The sequence below is a fragment of the Rhizobium rosettiformans W3 genome (genome assembly GCF_004912135.1).
Taxonomy (GTDB): Bacteria; Pseudomonadota; Alphaproteobacteria; order Rhizobiales; family Rhizobiaceae; genus Allorhizobium; species Allorhizobium rosettiformans.
On the sequence record NZ_STGU01000008.1, the window covers coordinates 64,262 to 79,551 of the forward strand.

Annotated in this window: 12 protein-coding genes; 8 read left to right on the plus strand and 4 right to left on the minus strand. The window is 62.5% G+C overall.

From position 1 onward, the window contains the following. The first annotated feature begins 8 nt into the window (after positions 1 to 8). A complete protein-coding gene (locus FAA86_RS15210) occupies positions 9 to 167 on the plus strand; it encodes a YqaE/Pmp3 family membrane protein (RefSeq protein ID WP_006728180.1) in 159 nt (52 codons plus the stop codon). Between the two features lie 38 nt (positions 168 to 205). Here FAA86_RS15210 and FAA86_RS15215 read toward each other — a convergent pair whose 3' ends face one another. Next, on the minus strand, positions 206 to 2,302 hold the full coding sequence (locus FAA86_RS15215; protein WP_136541934.1) for a bifunctional rhamnulose-1-phosphate aldolase/short-chain dehydrogenase: 2,097 nt from the start codon (positions 2,300 to 2,302) through the stop codon (positions 206 to 208). Between the two features lie 201 nt (positions 2,303 to 2,503). Between FAA86_RS15215 and FAA86_RS15220 the strand changes: the two genes are divergently transcribed. From FAA86_RS15220 to FAA86_RS15250, 7 genes are all read left to right on the plus strand, one after another. Beyond that, positions 2,504 to 3,316: a DeoR/GlpR family DNA-binding transcription regulator gene (locus FAA86_RS15220; protein ID WP_136541936.1), complete on the plus strand. Its 813-nt coding sequence runs from the start codon at positions 2,504 to 2,506 to the stop codon at positions 3,314 to 3,316. 51 nt (positions 3,317 to 3,367) lie between these two features. Further along, positions 3,368 to 4,363, plus strand: coding sequence for a rhamnose ABC transporter substrate-binding protein (gene rhaS, locus FAA86_RS15225; protein WP_136541938.1), 996 nt, complete (start codon positions 3,368 to 3,370; stop codon positions 4,361 to 4,363). 61 nt (positions 4,364 to 4,424) lie between these two features. Continuing rightward, positions 4,425 to 5,960 (plus strand): sugar ABC transporter ATP-binding protein, encoded by a 1,536-nt coding sequence (locus tag FAA86_RS15230; protein WP_136541940.1) that lies wholly within the window; start codon positions 4,425 to 4,427, stop codon positions 5,958 to 5,960. Positions 5,961 to 5,969: 9 nt separating this feature from the next. After that, positions 5,970 to 6,962 (plus strand): ABC transporter permease, encoded by a 993-nt coding sequence (locus tag FAA86_RS15235; protein ID WP_136541942.1) that lies wholly within the window; start codon positions 5,970 to 5,972, stop codon positions 6,960 to 6,962. After that, complete coding sequence (locus tag FAA86_RS15240) at positions 6,959 to 7,969, plus strand: ABC transporter permease (RefSeq protein ID WP_136541944.1); 1,011 nt, start codon at positions 6,959 to 6,961, stop codon at positions 7,967 to 7,969. Before FAA86_RS15235 ends, FAA86_RS15240 begins: the two co-directional genes overlap by 4 nt. Further along, positions 7,966 to 8,289 carry an L-rhamnose mutarotase gene (gene rhaM, locus FAA86_RS15245; RefSeq protein WP_136541946.1) on the plus strand — a complete coding sequence of 108 codons (324 nt, stop codon included), beginning with the start codon at positions 7,966 to 7,968 and terminating at the stop codon, positions 8,287 to 8,289. Before FAA86_RS15240 ends, rhaM begins: the two co-directional genes overlap by 4 nt. After that, positions 8,286 to 9,677, plus strand: coding sequence for an FGGY-family carbohydrate kinase (locus FAA86_RS15250; protein ID WP_136541948.1), 1,392 nt, complete (start codon positions 8,286 to 8,288; stop codon positions 9,675 to 9,677). Before rhaM ends, FAA86_RS15250 begins: the two co-directional genes overlap by 4 nt. Positions 9,678 to 10,035: 358 nt before the next feature. Here the strand turns inward: FAA86_RS15250 and FAA86_RS15255 are convergent, their stop codons facing one another. The 3 genes from FAA86_RS15255 to FAA86_RS15265 are packed head-to-tail and all read right to left on the minus strand — an operon-like array spanning position 10,036 to position 15,232. Next, positions 10,036 to 11,340, minus strand: a complete 1,305-nt coding sequence (locus FAA86_RS15255) for an HlyD family type I secretion periplasmic adaptor subunit (RefSeq protein WP_136541950.1) — start codon at positions 11,338 to 11,340, stop codon at positions 10,036 to 10,038. Between the two features lie 41 nt (positions 11,341 to 11,381). Next, entirely contained in the window at positions 11,382 to 13,505 is a 2,124-nt protein-coding gene (locus tag FAA86_RS15260) for a cadherin-like domain-containing protein (RefSeq protein WP_136541952.1), read from the minus strand. Between the two features lie 5 nt (positions 13,506 to 13,510). Next, positions 13,511 to 15,232: a type I secretion system permease/ATPase gene (locus FAA86_RS15265; RefSeq protein ID WP_136541954.1), complete on the minus strand. Its 1,722-nt coding sequence runs from the start codon at positions 15,230 to 15,232 to the stop codon at positions 13,511 to 13,513. Between the last annotated feature and the right edge of the window lie 58 nt (positions 15,233 to 15,290).

The following is a 15,290-nucleotide window of genomic DNA, read 5'->3' on the forward strand; positions in this document are numbered from 1 at the left end:
GAGCCACTATGGACGTCCTTCGCATTCTGCTTGCCATCCTCCTGCCGCCCCTGGGCGTCTTCCTCCAGGTCGGCATCGGCCTGCATTTCTGGCTGAACATCCTGCTGACCCTGTTCGGCTATATCCCCGGCATCATCCACGCCATCTGGGTCATCATCCGCAAGTAAGCTGTCCGCGGCATTCGCGCCGCGAGCGCTTCGGGGGATCAGCGCGTGAAGCTCTGCGCGTTGCCGGCATCGACATTGATGATGTTGCCGGTCGATTTTGCCGAAAGGTCAGAGGCGAGGAAATAGATCGCCTCTGCAATGTCTTCCGGGAAGACATTGAGCTTCAGCATCGAGCGCTTCCGGTAGTGCTCCTCGAGATCATCGACCTCGATCTTCGACGAAGCAGCGCGCTGCTCGCGCCACTCGCCATTCCAGATCTTCGAGCCGCGCAGCACCGCATCCGGATTGACCGTGTTCACCCGGATGCCGGCATCTGCGCCTTCGAGTGCCAGGCAGCGCGCGAGATGGATCTCGGCCGCCTTGGCCGTGCAATAGGCGGAGGCATTCGGCGAAGAGGCAAGCCCGTTCTTCGAAGCAACGAAGACGACGTTGCCGCCAAGCCCCTGCCGCCGGAACAGCCGGAAAGCCTCGCGGGACACCAGGAAATAGCCGGTTGCCAGGATGCTGATATTCTTGTCCCACGTCGCAAGCGTCGTGTCTTCGACCGGAGCCGACGAGGCGATCCCGGCATTCGAAACGAGAATGTCGACACCACCGAATTCCACACAGGCTTCGGCGAAGGAACGAATAACCGCATCCTCGCGCGTCACATCGAGCTGCATGGAGCGGACCACATCCGCACCGTGGCGCTTCGAGAAATCGCCGACGGTCTGTTCGAGCGCCGCTGCGTCGATGTCCGCCAGCACCACGCAGGCACCTTCCGCCATCAGCCGGTCGGCGGTTGCCCGGCCAATGCCGCCGGCACCACCGGTGACGAAGGCAACGCGACCGGCCAGGCTCTTCGGCTTCGGCATGCGCTGGAGCTTCGCCTCTTCGAGCAGCCAGTATTCGATATCGAAGGCTTCCTGCTCCGGCAGACCCTGATACTCGGACACCGTCGAGGCGCCACGCATGACGTTGATCGCGTTCACATAGAACTCACCGGCAATGCGGGCGGTTGCCTTGTCCTTGGCAAAGGACAGCATGCCCACACCCGGAACCAGGAAGATCACCGGGTTCGGATCGCGGATCGCAGGCGAATTGTCGTGCTTGCAGGTCTCGTAGTAGCGGGTGTAGTCGGCGCGATAGGCTGCGAGCGCCGTGTCCAGACCAGCAAGAACCGCATCGACATCCGGCTTTGCCGGATCGAAATCGACGATCAACGGGCGGATCTTGGTACGCAGGAAGTGGTCGGGGCAGGACGTACCGAGGCTGCCCAGCGGCTGCAGGTTCTTCGAATTGACGAATTCGAGCACGGCCTCCTGGTCGTCGAAGTGGCCGAGCTTGCGCTCCGCCTTGCCGATGCGGCCGCGGATCTCGGGCATCAGACGCGCGGCAATCGCACGGCGCTCCTCTGCCGGCAGGCTCTTTGCGACGGCACCGCCGAAGATCGTCTTGCCCTCGGTTTCCTTCGCAAACCACGCGATCGCCTTGTTGATGATCTCGAGCGTCAGCAGGTAGCAATCCTTGGCGTCGTTTGCCCAGGTGAACAGGCCATGGCTTTCGAGCACGACGCCCTTGGCGGTCGGATTGGCCTTCACGAAGGCTTCGAGGTCGAGGCCGAGCTGGAAGCCGGGACGGCGCCAGGGCAGCCAGCCGATCTCCGAGCCGAAGATCTTCTCAGTCAACTCCTTCGAATTCTTCGAGGCCGCAATCGCGATGATCGCGTCCGGATGCATGTGATCGACATGCGTGAACGGCACGAAACCATGCAGCGGCGTATCGATCGAAGCTGCACGTGGATTCAGGTTGAAGGTGCAATGCGGCAGGAAGCCGACCATGCGGTCTTCGTCATGCACGCCCTTGTAGATGCCCTTCAGCGCGTCGAGCTTCTCCTGATAGAGCGTCGCAAAGCCATCAAGCTTGATCGTCCCGACGTCGCCACCAGAGCCCTTGACCCAGAGCACCTTGACCTTCTCACCGGTCAGCGGGTCGATCTCCATCACCTTGGCAGACGTGTTGCCGCCACCGTAATTGGTGATGCGCTTGTCAGCGCCCAAGAGATTGGAGCGGTAAAGAAGCTTGCCGGGCTCATCCAGCTTGGCCGCGTGGGCGTCATCCCAACGGTTTTCGAGAAGGCGGGTTTGGCCCGTCATGACATCCTCCCTGCAATGATTTTCATGAGCGGTCAGCGACGGCTCATCTCCTTCTTGTTCGCAGGTATCGCGCAGCCTTCCGGCGATTGTCAATCAGTTTCGATCATTTCTTTTCATTGTGCGCTGCAATATTATTATTTTTGATCGTTTCTGATTGACAGCGTAAAAACATTACGAATAAATCACCGTCAGGAGGACCCCATGCACGAACGCGAACGACATCGCATTATTCTGAGCGCGATCCAGGAAAAGCCTGTGATCACGGTGCAGGATATCGCCGAGCTGACCGAGGCTTCAGAAGCCACGATCCGCCGCGATATCGCGTCTCTTCACGTGCAGGGAAAACTGAGGCGCGTCCGTGGTGGCGCAGAAGCGGTTCACCCGCCGCAGCTCGGCAATCTCGCCGCGCGCCCCTTCCGCGTTTCCGAATCGGTCAACATCGACAAGAAACGCGCAATTGCGCGCGCAGCCGTCGATCTCTGCGAAGAAGGCGATTCGATCATCATCAATGGTGGCACCACCACCTTCCAGATGGTGCATTTCATGTCGGCCCGCCGCCTGCAGGTCATGACAAACTCCTTCGCGATCGCCGAGCACCTGGTGAAGCATTCGAAATGCACGGTGTCGGTTCCCGGCGGCGCGATCTATCGCGACCAGAGCCTGATCCTTTCGCCCTTCGATAATGACGCGATCCGCAATTTTTACGCCCGCCGCATCTTCATCGGCGCGCAGGGCATCAATGCACTCGGCGTGATGGAGTCCGACGCGCTCGTCATTCAGAGCGAACAGAAGCTGGTGCGCCAGGCCGAAGAGCTGATCGTCATGGTCGACTCCAGCAAGTTCGCCAAACGCTCGAGCCTGATCCTGTGCGCGCTCGACAAGGTCTCGACCATCATCACCGATGACGGAATTTCCGACGAGGCGGCCGCCATGGTCACCGACGCCGGCGTGAAGCTCATAACCGTGAAGCCAATGGCTTCGTCGGCAAGGGAGGATACCTCGTCGGTCGCCTAGAGGAGGCGCCGGGAGGGAGAGGGAAGCAGTTCATCAACTTGGGAGGAAAACATGAAACTGACAAAAATGTTGCTGGCCGGTGCAGCGATTGCACTTGCCACCATGGGCTCAGCCGCACAGGCCGCCGACATAAAGATCGCGCTCGTCGTGAAATCGCTCGGTATCGGCTTCTTTGAAGCTGCCAACAAGGGCGCGCAGGAAGCAGCCAAGGAACTCGGCGGCGTCGAAGTAATCTACACCGGCCCGACCTCGACCACGGCCGAAGGCCAGATCGAAGTCATCAACTCGCTGATCGCTCAGGGCGTCGATGCCATCGCAATCTCGGCAAACGATCCGGATGCAGTCGTCCCGGCTCTCAAGAAGGCCATGGACCGCGGCATCAAGGTCATCTCGTGGGATTCCGGCGTAGCGCCCGAAGGCCGCATCATGCACCTCAACCCGTCGTCCAACGCGCTGATCGGCAAGATGTGCCTGCAGCTCGCCGCAAACCACCTGCCGGATGGCAAGGGTGACTTCGCCATCCTGTCCGCCACCACCACCTCGACCAACCAGAACATCTGGATCGAGGAAATGAAGGCACAGCTGAAGGATTTCCCCGGCCTGAACCTGGTAACCACCGTTTATGGTGACGACCTGGCCGACAAGAGCTACCGCGAAGCCAATGGTCTCCTGACCTCGCAGCCGAACGTCAAGGTCATCGTTGCCCCGACCACCGTCGGCGTTCTGGCCGCCTCGCAGGCCGTCAAGGATGCCGGCAAGATCGGCGACGTCTATGTCACCGGCCTCGGCCTTCCCTCGGAAATGGCCGGCGCCATCCAGTCGGGTGCCACGAAGGAATTTGCCATCTGGAACCCGATCGACCTCGGCTACTCCGCAACCCAGATCGCCTATCGCATCGTAAAGGGCGAGACGGACGCGGCCCCGGGTTCGGAAATCGAAGCCGGCCGCATGGGCAAGATCAAGGTCGGCGACAACGGCGAAGCCGCCATGGCTGACCCCTTCGTCTACGACGCCTCGAACATCGAGGAATTTTCCAAGATCTTCTGATCTCGGCGGACCAGCCCCGGCGGCCAAAGCCGCCGGGATTTTCCTTCAGTCGGTAAGTGAAATGATGACCGTTCAATCTGCCAAGCTCGCGGCGGGCGCGATCCCGGCTGGCGAGCCCATTCTCGAAATGCGGGGCATTTCCCAGATCTTCCCGGGCGTTAAAGCTCTGGATCAGGTAAACATTGCCCTTTATCCGGGCAAGGTCACCGCGCTGATCGGCGAGAACGGCGCCGGCAAGTCGACGCTGGTCAAGATCCTGACCGGCATCTATCGCCCGAACGAAGGCGAGATCCTGATCGACGGCCAGTCCACCAGCTTCGCCAACGCCCAGGACGCCATCGATGCAGGCGTCACGGCCATCCACCAGGAAACGGTGCTGTTCGACGAATTGACCGTCGGCGAAAACATCTTCCTCGGCCACGCCCCCCGAACCCGCTTCGGCCTGATCGACTGGCGCACCATCAACGAGCGGTCCCGGCAGCTGATGAAAGCGCTGGAAAGCGACATCGACCCGACCACCAAGCTCAAGGACTTCTCGATCGCCCAGCGCCATCTGGTCGCGATCGCCCGTGCACTCTCCGTCGATGCCCGTATCGTGATCATGGACGAACCGACGGCCGCCTTGTCGCGCAAGGAGATCGACGATCTCTTCCGCATCGTCGAAGGTCTGAAGCGCCAGGGCAAGGCCATCCTTTTCATCAGCCACAAGTTCGACGAACTCTACGAGATCGCCGACAACTATGCCGTCTTTCGCGATGGTCGCATGGTCGGCTCCGGCGTTCTCAAGGACACGCCCCAGGACGAAATCGTCCGTATGATGGTCGGACGCGACGTGCACGATGTCTTCCCGAAGACCGCGGCCGTCATCGGTGCACCGGTCCTCAGTGTCGTGGGCTACAGCCACGAAACCGAATTCCGCGATATCAGCTTCACGCTCCGCAAGGGCGAGATCCTCGGCGTATACGGCCTGATCGGTGCCGGCCGCTCAGAGCTCTGCCAGTCGATCTTCGGCATTAACAGGCCGAAATCCGGCAGGCTGGAACTCGAAGGTCGCGAGATCGCCATTCGCAACACCTCCGATGCGATCACAGCCGGCATCGTCTATGTGCCCGAGGAACGTGGTCGCCATGGTCTGGCGCTGGAACTGCCGATCTACCAGAACATGTCGCTGCCCTCGCTGATCCGCACCTCGGTGGCAGGCTTCCTGAAGGCGACCAACGAGCTGAAGCTCGCCCGTCGCTTTGCCGAACGGCTCGACCTGCGCGCGGCGGCCCTCTCCGTGCCGGTCGGCACGCTCTCAGGCGGCAACCAGCAGAAGGTCGTGATCGGCAAGTGGCTCGCCACATCGCCCAAGGTCATCATTCTCGACGAACCGACCAAGGGCATCGACATCGGCTCCAAGGCCGCCGTCCACGCCTTCATCTCGGAACTAGCAAGCGAAGGCCTTTCGATCATCATGATCTCGTCTGAACTGCCCGAGATCCTCGGCATGTCGGATCGCGTCATGGTTATGCGCGAGGGCCTGCAGGCCGGCATTTTCGAGCGCGAAGGCCTGACCGCAGAGACGCTGGTGCGCGCCGCCACCGGCAATGCGTGAGGAATGACAATGCAGAAGCTTTTGAAAAACCGGGAAATGCTGCTGGGTCTGATCATCATCGGCATGATCCTAGGCTTCACCACACGCGCGCCCAATTTCGCCAACCCGGACAATCTGGTCACGATCTTCAACGACACCTCGATCCTGATCATCCTGGCGCTTGGCCAGATGGTCGTGATCCTGACCAAGTCGATCGATCTCTCGGTTGCCGCCAATCTCGCCTTTACCGGCATGGCGGTCGCGATGCTCGACAGCGCCTATCCCGGCCTGCCGCTGGCACTCCTCGTTCTCATCTCGATCGGCATTGGGGCCGCCCTTGGCGCAATCAACGGCTTCCTCGTCTGGGCTCTGCAGATCCCGCCGATCGTCGTCACCCTCGGCACGCTGACCATCTATCGCGGCATGAGCTTCGTGCTCTCGGGCGGCGCCTGGGTCAATGCACACCAGATGCAGCCGGACTTCCTCGGTGTGCCGCGCTTGCCGGTACTGGGGCTGCCGATCCTCTCCTGGGTCGCGATCGCGGTCATCCTGCTCATCGGCTTCATTCTTACCCGCACCGCCTTCGGTCGCTCGACCTATGCCGCCGGCGGCAACCCGGTTGCGGCCATCTATGCCGGCATTGATGTCGGTCGCGCCCGTTTCCTAGCCTTCGTGCTCTCGGGCGCGCTTGCCGGCCTCTCCGGTTACCTCTGGGTCTCGCGTTATGCGGTCGCCTATGTCGATATCGCCGCCGGCTTCGAACTCGACAGTGTGGCGGCCTGCGTCATCGGCGGCATCTCGATTGCGGGCGGCATCGGCACCGTGATCGGCACGGTCCTTGGCGCCCTCTTCCTCGGGGTCATTAAGAATGCGCTCCCCGTCATCGGCATTTCGCCCTTCGCCCAGATGGCGATCTCGGGCATCGTCATCGTGCTCGCAGTTGTCTTCAACGCCCGCGCCGAGGCCAAGAAGGGCCGCATCATCTTGCGCGACCGCGCAGCCGGAAAGGAGGTGACCGCATGAGCACTGCGACCGAACAGACGAAACGCGTCATCCCTGACCGGCTCGAAACGCCTTTCCGCCGACTGCTGGGCAGCTGGGAAGTCCTCCTCTTCTGCGTGGCGGTCGCGATCTTCATCGCCAATTCACTGGCCTCGCCCTACTTCCTGAACGCCTGGAACCTGTCGGACGCCACCTTCAACTTCACCGAAAAGGCGCTGATCGCCTTTGCCATGGCGCTTCTGATCATCGCCGGTGAGATCGATCTCTCGGTTGCCGCGATCATTGCGCTCGCCTCGACGGCCATGGGATATGCTGCCCAGTTCGGCGTCGGTGCGCCCGGTCTGGTCGCGATCGGGATCACCACCGGCCTTGCCTGCGGCGCCTTCAACGGCCTGCTGGTTGCCGGCCTGAAGTTGCCCTCGATCGTCGTGACGATCGGCACGATGAGCCTTTTCCGTGGTATCTCCTATCTGGTTCTCGGCGATCAGGCCTTCGGCAAATATCCGCCGGAATTCGCCTTCTTCGGCCAGGGCTATGTCTTCTGGGTCATCTCCTTCGAATTCGTCCTGTTCCTGCTGATGGCCGTCATCTTCGCCATCCTCCTGCACCGGACAAATTTCGGCCGCCATGTCTATGTCATCGGCAACAATCCCCTGGCAGCCCGCTTCTCGGGCATCCCGGTCGAACGGGTGAAGTTCATCCTTTTCCTGCTGACCGGCCTGATGAGCGGGATCGCTGCCGTCTGCCTCACCTCCCGGCTCGGCTCGACCCGTCCTTCCATTGCCCAGGGCTGGGAGCTTGAAGTCGTCACCATGGTCGTGCTCGGCGGCGTCTCCATCCTCGGCGGTTCGGGCACCATCGTCGGCGTCGTCATCGCCGCCTTCGTCATGGGCCTCGTCACCTTCGGTCTTGGCCTTCTCAACGTGCCGGGCATCGTCATGTCGATCTTCATCGGCCTGCTCTTGATCATCACCATTGCCCTGCCAATCATCGCCCGCCGGATCAAGCATGCGAGGAACGCGCAATGAGCGAGACCGAACGCCACGTTTTCAAGATGAAGCTCAATCCCGGCATGGAGGCCGAATACAGGAAGCGCCATGACGAGATATGGCCTGATCTCGTCGACCTCCTGCACGAGGCCGGCATTAGCGACTACACGATCCATCTCGATACGGAGACGAACCTGCTGATCGGCGTTTTGACCCGCACGAAGACGCACAAGATGGCTGACCTGCCTAACCATCCAGTGATGGAACGCTGGTGGGCGCATATGGCGGATATCATGGTCACCAACCCCGACAATTCACCTTGGGCCGTCGATCTGAAACCCGTCTTCTACATGCCATGAGCCAGTCCTTCGAACGCATCGCCGTCATCGATATCGGCAAGACCAATGCCAAGTTGGTTCTGGTCGATGCCGCGACCGGAGCGGAGCTTGCCGTCCGCAAGACTGCAAACACGGTCCTGCCGGGGCCGCCCTACCCGCATTTTGATGTTGAGGCCCTTTGGCACTTCATCCTGCAGACGCTAAAGGATTTTGCCGCCAATCCGGGGTTCGAGGCGCTTTCGATCACCACCCACGGCGCCTCCGCGGCCCTTCTCGACACAAACGGCAACCTTGCGCTGCCGGTCCTCGACTACGAACATCTCTATCCCGATGCCATCACGACCGCCTATCGAGCGTTGAGGCCGGATTTCTCCGAAACCTTCTCGCCACCGCTGACCGGTGGACTGAATGTCGGCGCGCAGCTGCACTACCAGAAGACGGCCTTTCCTGACGCGTTCGCGAAGGTGGAGACGATCCTCACTTATCCGCAATACTGGGCCTACCGGCTAACCGGAATTGCCGCCAACGAGCGCACCTCTCTCGGCTGTCACACCGATCTCTGGCGTCCGTTTGAGGGAGAATATTCCGATCTGGTTGACCGGCTGGAAATTCGCGACAAGATGGCGCCGCTGCGCTCCGCCTTCGAGGCCCTCGGCCCGATCCGACCTGAGATCGCAAAAGACTTGGGGCTCGCCGAACCGGTGCCCGTCTTTTGCGGCATCCACGATTCCAACGCCTCGCTGCTGCCGCATCTCGTCGGTTTCGGCAGCCCCTGCACGGTCGTTTCGACAGGCACATGGGTGATCAGCTTCGGCGTCGGTGCAAGGCCGGAGAAGCTCGATCCCGCCCGCGACACCTTGGTCAACGTGGACGCCAATGGCGCAGCCGTTCCCTCCGCCCGTTTCATGGGGGGCCGTGAATGGGATCTTCTGACGCGTGATCTCGAGGTGACATCACCTGAGGAAGAGCGCAAAGCAGCGGCTGAGGTGATCATGGCAGGCGCCATGATCCTGCCGAGCGTCGTGAGTGGCACGGGACCGTTCCCGGACGCACAGTTCCGATGGCAGAATGAGCCACAAAAACCTGCAGAGCGAAAAGCCGCGGCAAGCCTTTATACTGCCTTGATGACGCAGACCTGTCTCGATCTCATTGGCGCGGAAGGTCCCGTTGTCGTCGAGGGTCCCTTTGCGCTCAACCAGCTCTACCTCGAGGCTCTGCACACCCTTTCGACAAGGGACGTATACGCATCGGAAGCAACGACAGGCACCGCCATCGGTGCGGCGCTGCTGACCGGGATCAGTCTCGAAGTCCCGATGACTCGGACCGATGGGGAAATTGAAGGCCTGGCAGCCTATGCCGAGCAATGGCGGAAAAGCGCGGAAAAGGGATCGGCCTCGCGCAAAGGCTAGAAGCCAAAGTCTCGGCCGCCGTCAGGCGAGGAAATCTGTTCAGAGAGCCACAACCAGAAACGCGAGAAAACCGATCGAGAGCGTGGCCGCCGCCATTGCGATCCGCTGCCTGCACATCTCCGCCGAACGCCAGCACCGGGGCTCTCCGAAAATCTTGGCAATCGCATGTGACATGGCAGTCTCCTACGAAACGGGACCAGTCATTGGTCCGGCTGACAATGACACATTTTCGTCATAATCAGCCGGCCGTCAATAATCACGACTAGATTGGTATTCTAAAGATAGCCGCGATCGAAAAATGCCTCACTCCGGAGTGACAGGTCCCCGCACGTGTGATCCATCGGCGATTTGCTCCCCTTTACTCCTCTCTGAATGCCCGCATGATTTGGTCTGTGAATGGTTTTGCAAGGAATGAGATGACAGTTCGTTCTTCGGTTTCGATATAGACTTCGACGGGCATGCCGGGGGTGAGTTTGGCGGCGAGGTCGCCGAGGTCTTGCGGGGTGAACTCGACGCTGGTTTTGTAGAAGGGCAGATTGGTTGCCTTGTCGATCACGGTTGCGGCAGGGATGACGTCGACGGCGCCGACGATTTCGGGCGTGGTCTGGCGGTTGAAGGCGGTGAAGCGCATGCGGGCGGTCTGGCCGACGGTGATGCGGTCGATGTCTGTGGGCGCGACCTTCACATGCACGGTGAGTTCGCTGTCTGCAGGCACGATCGCCATGATCACCTGGCCGGGTGCGACGACGCCGCCGACGGTATGGGCCTGAAGGTCGTAGATCGTTCCGCTTTCGGGTGCTTTCACGATGGTCCGCTCGAGCCGGTGGGTGAGCTGCAGCGCCCGCTGTTCCAGCTCCGTCAGCCGCGCCTCGACCGAGACGATCTCCTTTTGCAGCTCCGTACGGCTCGTCTGGTCGACCGACATCAGGCGCACATTGAGCTCGCTGATCTGGCCTTCGGCCTCTGCGACACGGGCGAGCAGATCGCCGATCGTGCCTTCGATGCGCACCATCTGACGGCGCAGGCCCCGCAGTTCGGCCGCCTTGGCAAGCCCCTTCTGCACCAGCCCCTCCTGCATGGCCAGTTCCTCGGCAAGCAGCTCGTTCTCCGCAAGGTTCGCCTTTTCCTGTTCGCGCAGGCCGTCGATCTGGTTGCGCAGCTGCGAGATCTGCATCTCGATCTGCTGCTTCTGGTTCGCCCGCATGAAGCGGTTCTCGTCGAAGAGCTTGGCTTCCTCGCGCATCACCTCGGGAGCAAGCGCCAGCCCCTCGAAGGACAGCACGTCGAGACCATCGCGTTCGGCCACCAGCCGGGCCATCATCGCCTTCAACTGCCCGACCTGCGATTGCACGATGCCGAGTTCGATCCCGACCTGGGTGTCATCGAGGCGCAGCACCACATCGCCCTTCTGGACGACCGAGCCGACCTTGACCGGGATGTCGACGATGGTGCCGCCATCGACATGCTGGACCTGCTTGGTCTCTCCGGTCACCACCAGCTCGCCCTGCGAGATCACGGCGCCGGCAAGCTTGGCCTGGGCCGCCCACCCGCCGATCCCCGCCGCCAGCAGCAGAGCAAGCCCCGTCGCGGCAAACATGCGGGTCTTCAGCCCCTTGCCGGAAAGCGAGACCTTCGTATCGGTGTTGTCGGATCGCTGTGTCATGTCATGTCCCCCTTACGCAAGTTACAGAGTGAGCCTTTGAACTAGGCAACGAGCCCTTCGGTCTGGCCGGGCAGGTGGAAGGTCGTCAGGATCAGATCGTCCTCATCGAGAGCATGCGCGCTGACGATGATGATCTCATAGTCCTGATCACCGTCGATATCGGTCACCAGCTGCAGCACCTGATGTCCGGCATCGTCGTCGTCGATCATCTTCTTGTAGAGTTTGACGAGCGTCTTGTGGTCGTGCTGGTCGAGGTCGAGCGTGGTGTCGCCATCGTCGAAGTAGAGCCGGCCGAGTTCCTGCTCGAGCTTCGACAGATCGACCTTGTCGCCGACATTAAAGTCACGGATCTGGTCGAAGCCGGCGCCGTGATTGCTGATCGAGGCGACCGAGCCGAAGACGAAGGTGTCATGGCCGCCCTGGCCATAGAAAATGTTGACGGCCGAACTGGCGGTGATCGTGTCGTCTCCCCAACCGCCCACGGCATGTTCGATCGAGCTCAGCGTGTCACAGCCGATCTCCTCGCCCTCGGCCGTCCCGGCGGCAAGATCGATGTCCACGGCCATCGTCGCGGTCGATGCATCATAGGTATCTTCGCCGTCCCCGCCATGGACGACATCGTCGCCATCGCTGACGCCCGCATCGCTTGTGCCCGCATCGCCCGCGCCCAGATCACTCGCGCCGGCCGCACCGACTTCGGCCAGTCCGCGCCTGTGCAGAACCGGCTGGAGCCCGGCGACATAGACGTCGTCGCCGTCACTTCCGACCATTACATCATCACCCGCGCCGCCGGCGAGCGTATCATGGCCGGCACCGCCATCCAGCACGTCATTGCCGGCATCGCCCGAGAGCACGTCATGGCCGGCTTCGCCGAACAACCGGTCATCGCCAGCGCCGCCGGAGAGCACGTCATTGCCCTCGCCGCCCAGCAGGCTGTCGCGCCCGGCCTCGCCGAACAGCAGGTCGTCGCCGGCCTCGCCGAACAGCACGTCATCGCCGTCGCCGCCGAAGATCCGGTCGTGGCCGGCACCGCCATGAATGACATCGTGGCCTTCGCCGCCGATCAGGAGGTCATCGCCCGAACCGCCGAGGATCAGGTCGTCCCCTTCGCGTCCATAGACCGTGTCGTCGCCGGCCCCCGCATCGATCAGGTCCTTGCCCGGCGTGCCGAGAAGCACATCGTCCCCCTCGGTCCCGATGATCTCCTTGTCGGGGTGGGCCTTGAGATCGAGGAAGGCCTGGCCCTGGATCGAGGCCTTGCCGTCGCTGATGGTGAAGGTCAGGGTCACCAGACCCTGGCTGTCGCGTTCGGGAACATAGATCCAGGCATCGCTGCCATAGGCGCGGATCTGGCCCGAGGTTGCCTGGATGGCGGAGATCGACAGGCGATCACCGTCGGGATCGATGGCCGCACGGGCAAAGTCGGCCCACATCAGGAGCATCGACAGATTGACGAGACCCGCACCGAGATAGACCGGGCCGCGCGACAGCGGCGCACGATTGGCCGGAGGCGGGTTGCCGCCCGGCGTGCCACCCCCGGGCTGCTGGCTGCCGCCACCGGCGGAGCCCTCTCCACCGCCCTCGCCCGCACTGCCGGCGCCACCACCACCGCCCTTGCCGGAAGACATCCCGGCCTCCACACCCGGCAGGGCAAAGCCGCCGAACTTGGGCTTGGCGACGCTCGGGATGGCAAAGCGGAAACCGTTGGCGGCCACATCGATGGACACGCCCTGGAAGGGCCGGTCCGCATAGCTGCCCTCCATCAGGTAGTCCTGGGCGTTGAAGCGGATCGAGGAATAGTGCCGGCGGGCCGGCTGGATCTGCTCCACGGTCTCTTCGTAACGCCGCTGGATCTCCTGCCAGAACGCTGCGATATCGATCCCGCTTTCGGGCAGGTCTTCATCGGCCGGAGCAAGCCCGTCCTCGAGCGGGCGGACCGGCCGGTCTTCCGGCTCTACGGCATTGGGGGCCGGATTGACGATATCGCGCAGCCGCCCGAGATAGGCGCCGAGCCCCATCGCCAGCACGGCGAAGATGCCGGGTGACAACAGCGTTCTCTCCGCCTCGTCGCTGAGGGCGAACTTGCGCGCCGGCGCCTTGGCCAGAACGGCATCGCCATGACCCAGCTTGAGTGTCTCGTCCTGATCGGGGGCAAAGGTGCTCATGGCTCTCACTCCGCAGCAATCGGCATGACGCGGGTCGGCCGCAGGGGTTTCTTCTCGGACGTATTGGCCGGCACCTTGATGATGTCTTCCTTCGGACCGAAGGAGACGAGCTTGCCGCCCTGGACGACGCCGACCATGTCGACCGCCTGGAGCACGCTCGGACGATGGGCCACGATGACGACGATGCCGCCGCGTTCGCGCACCTTGACGATCGCCTTCATCAGCGCCTCTTCGCCCTCGGCATCGAGGTTCGAATTGGGCTCGTCGAGCACCACCAGGAAGGGATCGCCGTAAAGCGCCCGTGCCAGCGCGATGCGCTGCTTCTGCCCCGCCGAGAGCGACTGGCCATTCGCGCCGATCTGGGTCTGGTAGCCGTTCGGCAGACGCACGATCAGATCATGGATACCGGCAGCGCGTGCGGCGCGGAAGATCATCTTGGCATCGGCATCGGGATCGAAGCGGGCGATGTTGTCGGCCACCGTTCCGTCGAGAAGCGCCACCTCCTGCGGCAGATAGCCGATATGCTCGGTGAAGAAGCGCGTGGGCCACTGCTTCAGATCCGCCCCGTCGACGCGCACCGAACCGCGCAGCAGCGGCCAGATGCCGAGCAGCGAGCGGGCAAGCGTCGTCTTGCCGCCGCCCGACGGACCGATCAGCGCCAGCGCCTGGCCGGCCGTCAGCTGGAACGAGACATCGCTCAAGAGAACGGTGCCCGTCGTCGGCGCAACCGTCGTCATGCCCTCCACGGCCAGACCTTCGCTGGGGGCAGGAAGTTCGAACTGGGTTGCCGGCCGGTCGAGTACGGCCAGCGTGTCCTTGATCCGCGACCACGAGCGTCTGGCCGAGATCACGCCCTTCCACTGGGCGATCGCCTGGTCGACCGGGGCGAGCGCCCGGCCCGTGACGATCGAGGAGGCGATGATCGCACCCGCCGACATCTCGCCCTTTATGGTGAGATAGGCACCGAGCCCCAGCGTCGCCGACTGCAGCATCATGCGCAGCACCTTCGAGATCCCGGCAAAGGTGCCGGAGATGTCGGAGGTCGCCGTCTGGGTATCGAGGTGACGGCGGTTGGCGCTTTCGAAGCGATCGACCGCCCGCTCGGTCATGCCCATGGAATAGAGGATGTCGCCGTTGCGCACATGGTTGTCCGAGACATTGTTGCGCTGGATGGCAGCCCGCGTCATCTCCTTGGCATGGCGGCGCGACAGAAGCTCCGCCGCGATCGTGAGACAGGCGAGGAAGGCAGCACCCCCGAGCGTCAGCATGCCGAGCACCGGATGCAGCATCCAGACGAAGACGAGATAGACGGGGATCCAGGGCAGGTCGAACAGCGCGACCGGCCCGGCGCCCGACAGGAACGAGCGCACCGTGTCGACATCGCGGCCGCGTTCGGAGGCTTCCGCCGAGGAATAGCCGAAGCGCGGCATATCGATCACCACCCGATGCACGAGCGGGGCAATCTGCCGGTCGACATTCGAGCCGAAGCGCACCAGCATCTGGGACCGGAGGATGTCGAACAGGCCCTGGAACAGGTAGAGCCCGACGGCGATCACCGACAGCCAGACCAGGGTCGGAATGCTGCCGCTGGTCAGCGCCCGGTCATAGATCTGCAACATGTAGAAGGCGCCGGTCAGCGCCAGGATGTTGATGATGCCCGACAGGCCGAAGACGAAGCCCGTCACCAGGCCGATGCCGGACAATTTGTAGTTTGACTGCTTGCTCATGGCTTCCCCCACTCAAAAGTCTGTCTGCCGGCCCCGCCGGGCCGGCAGTTCTGCCATG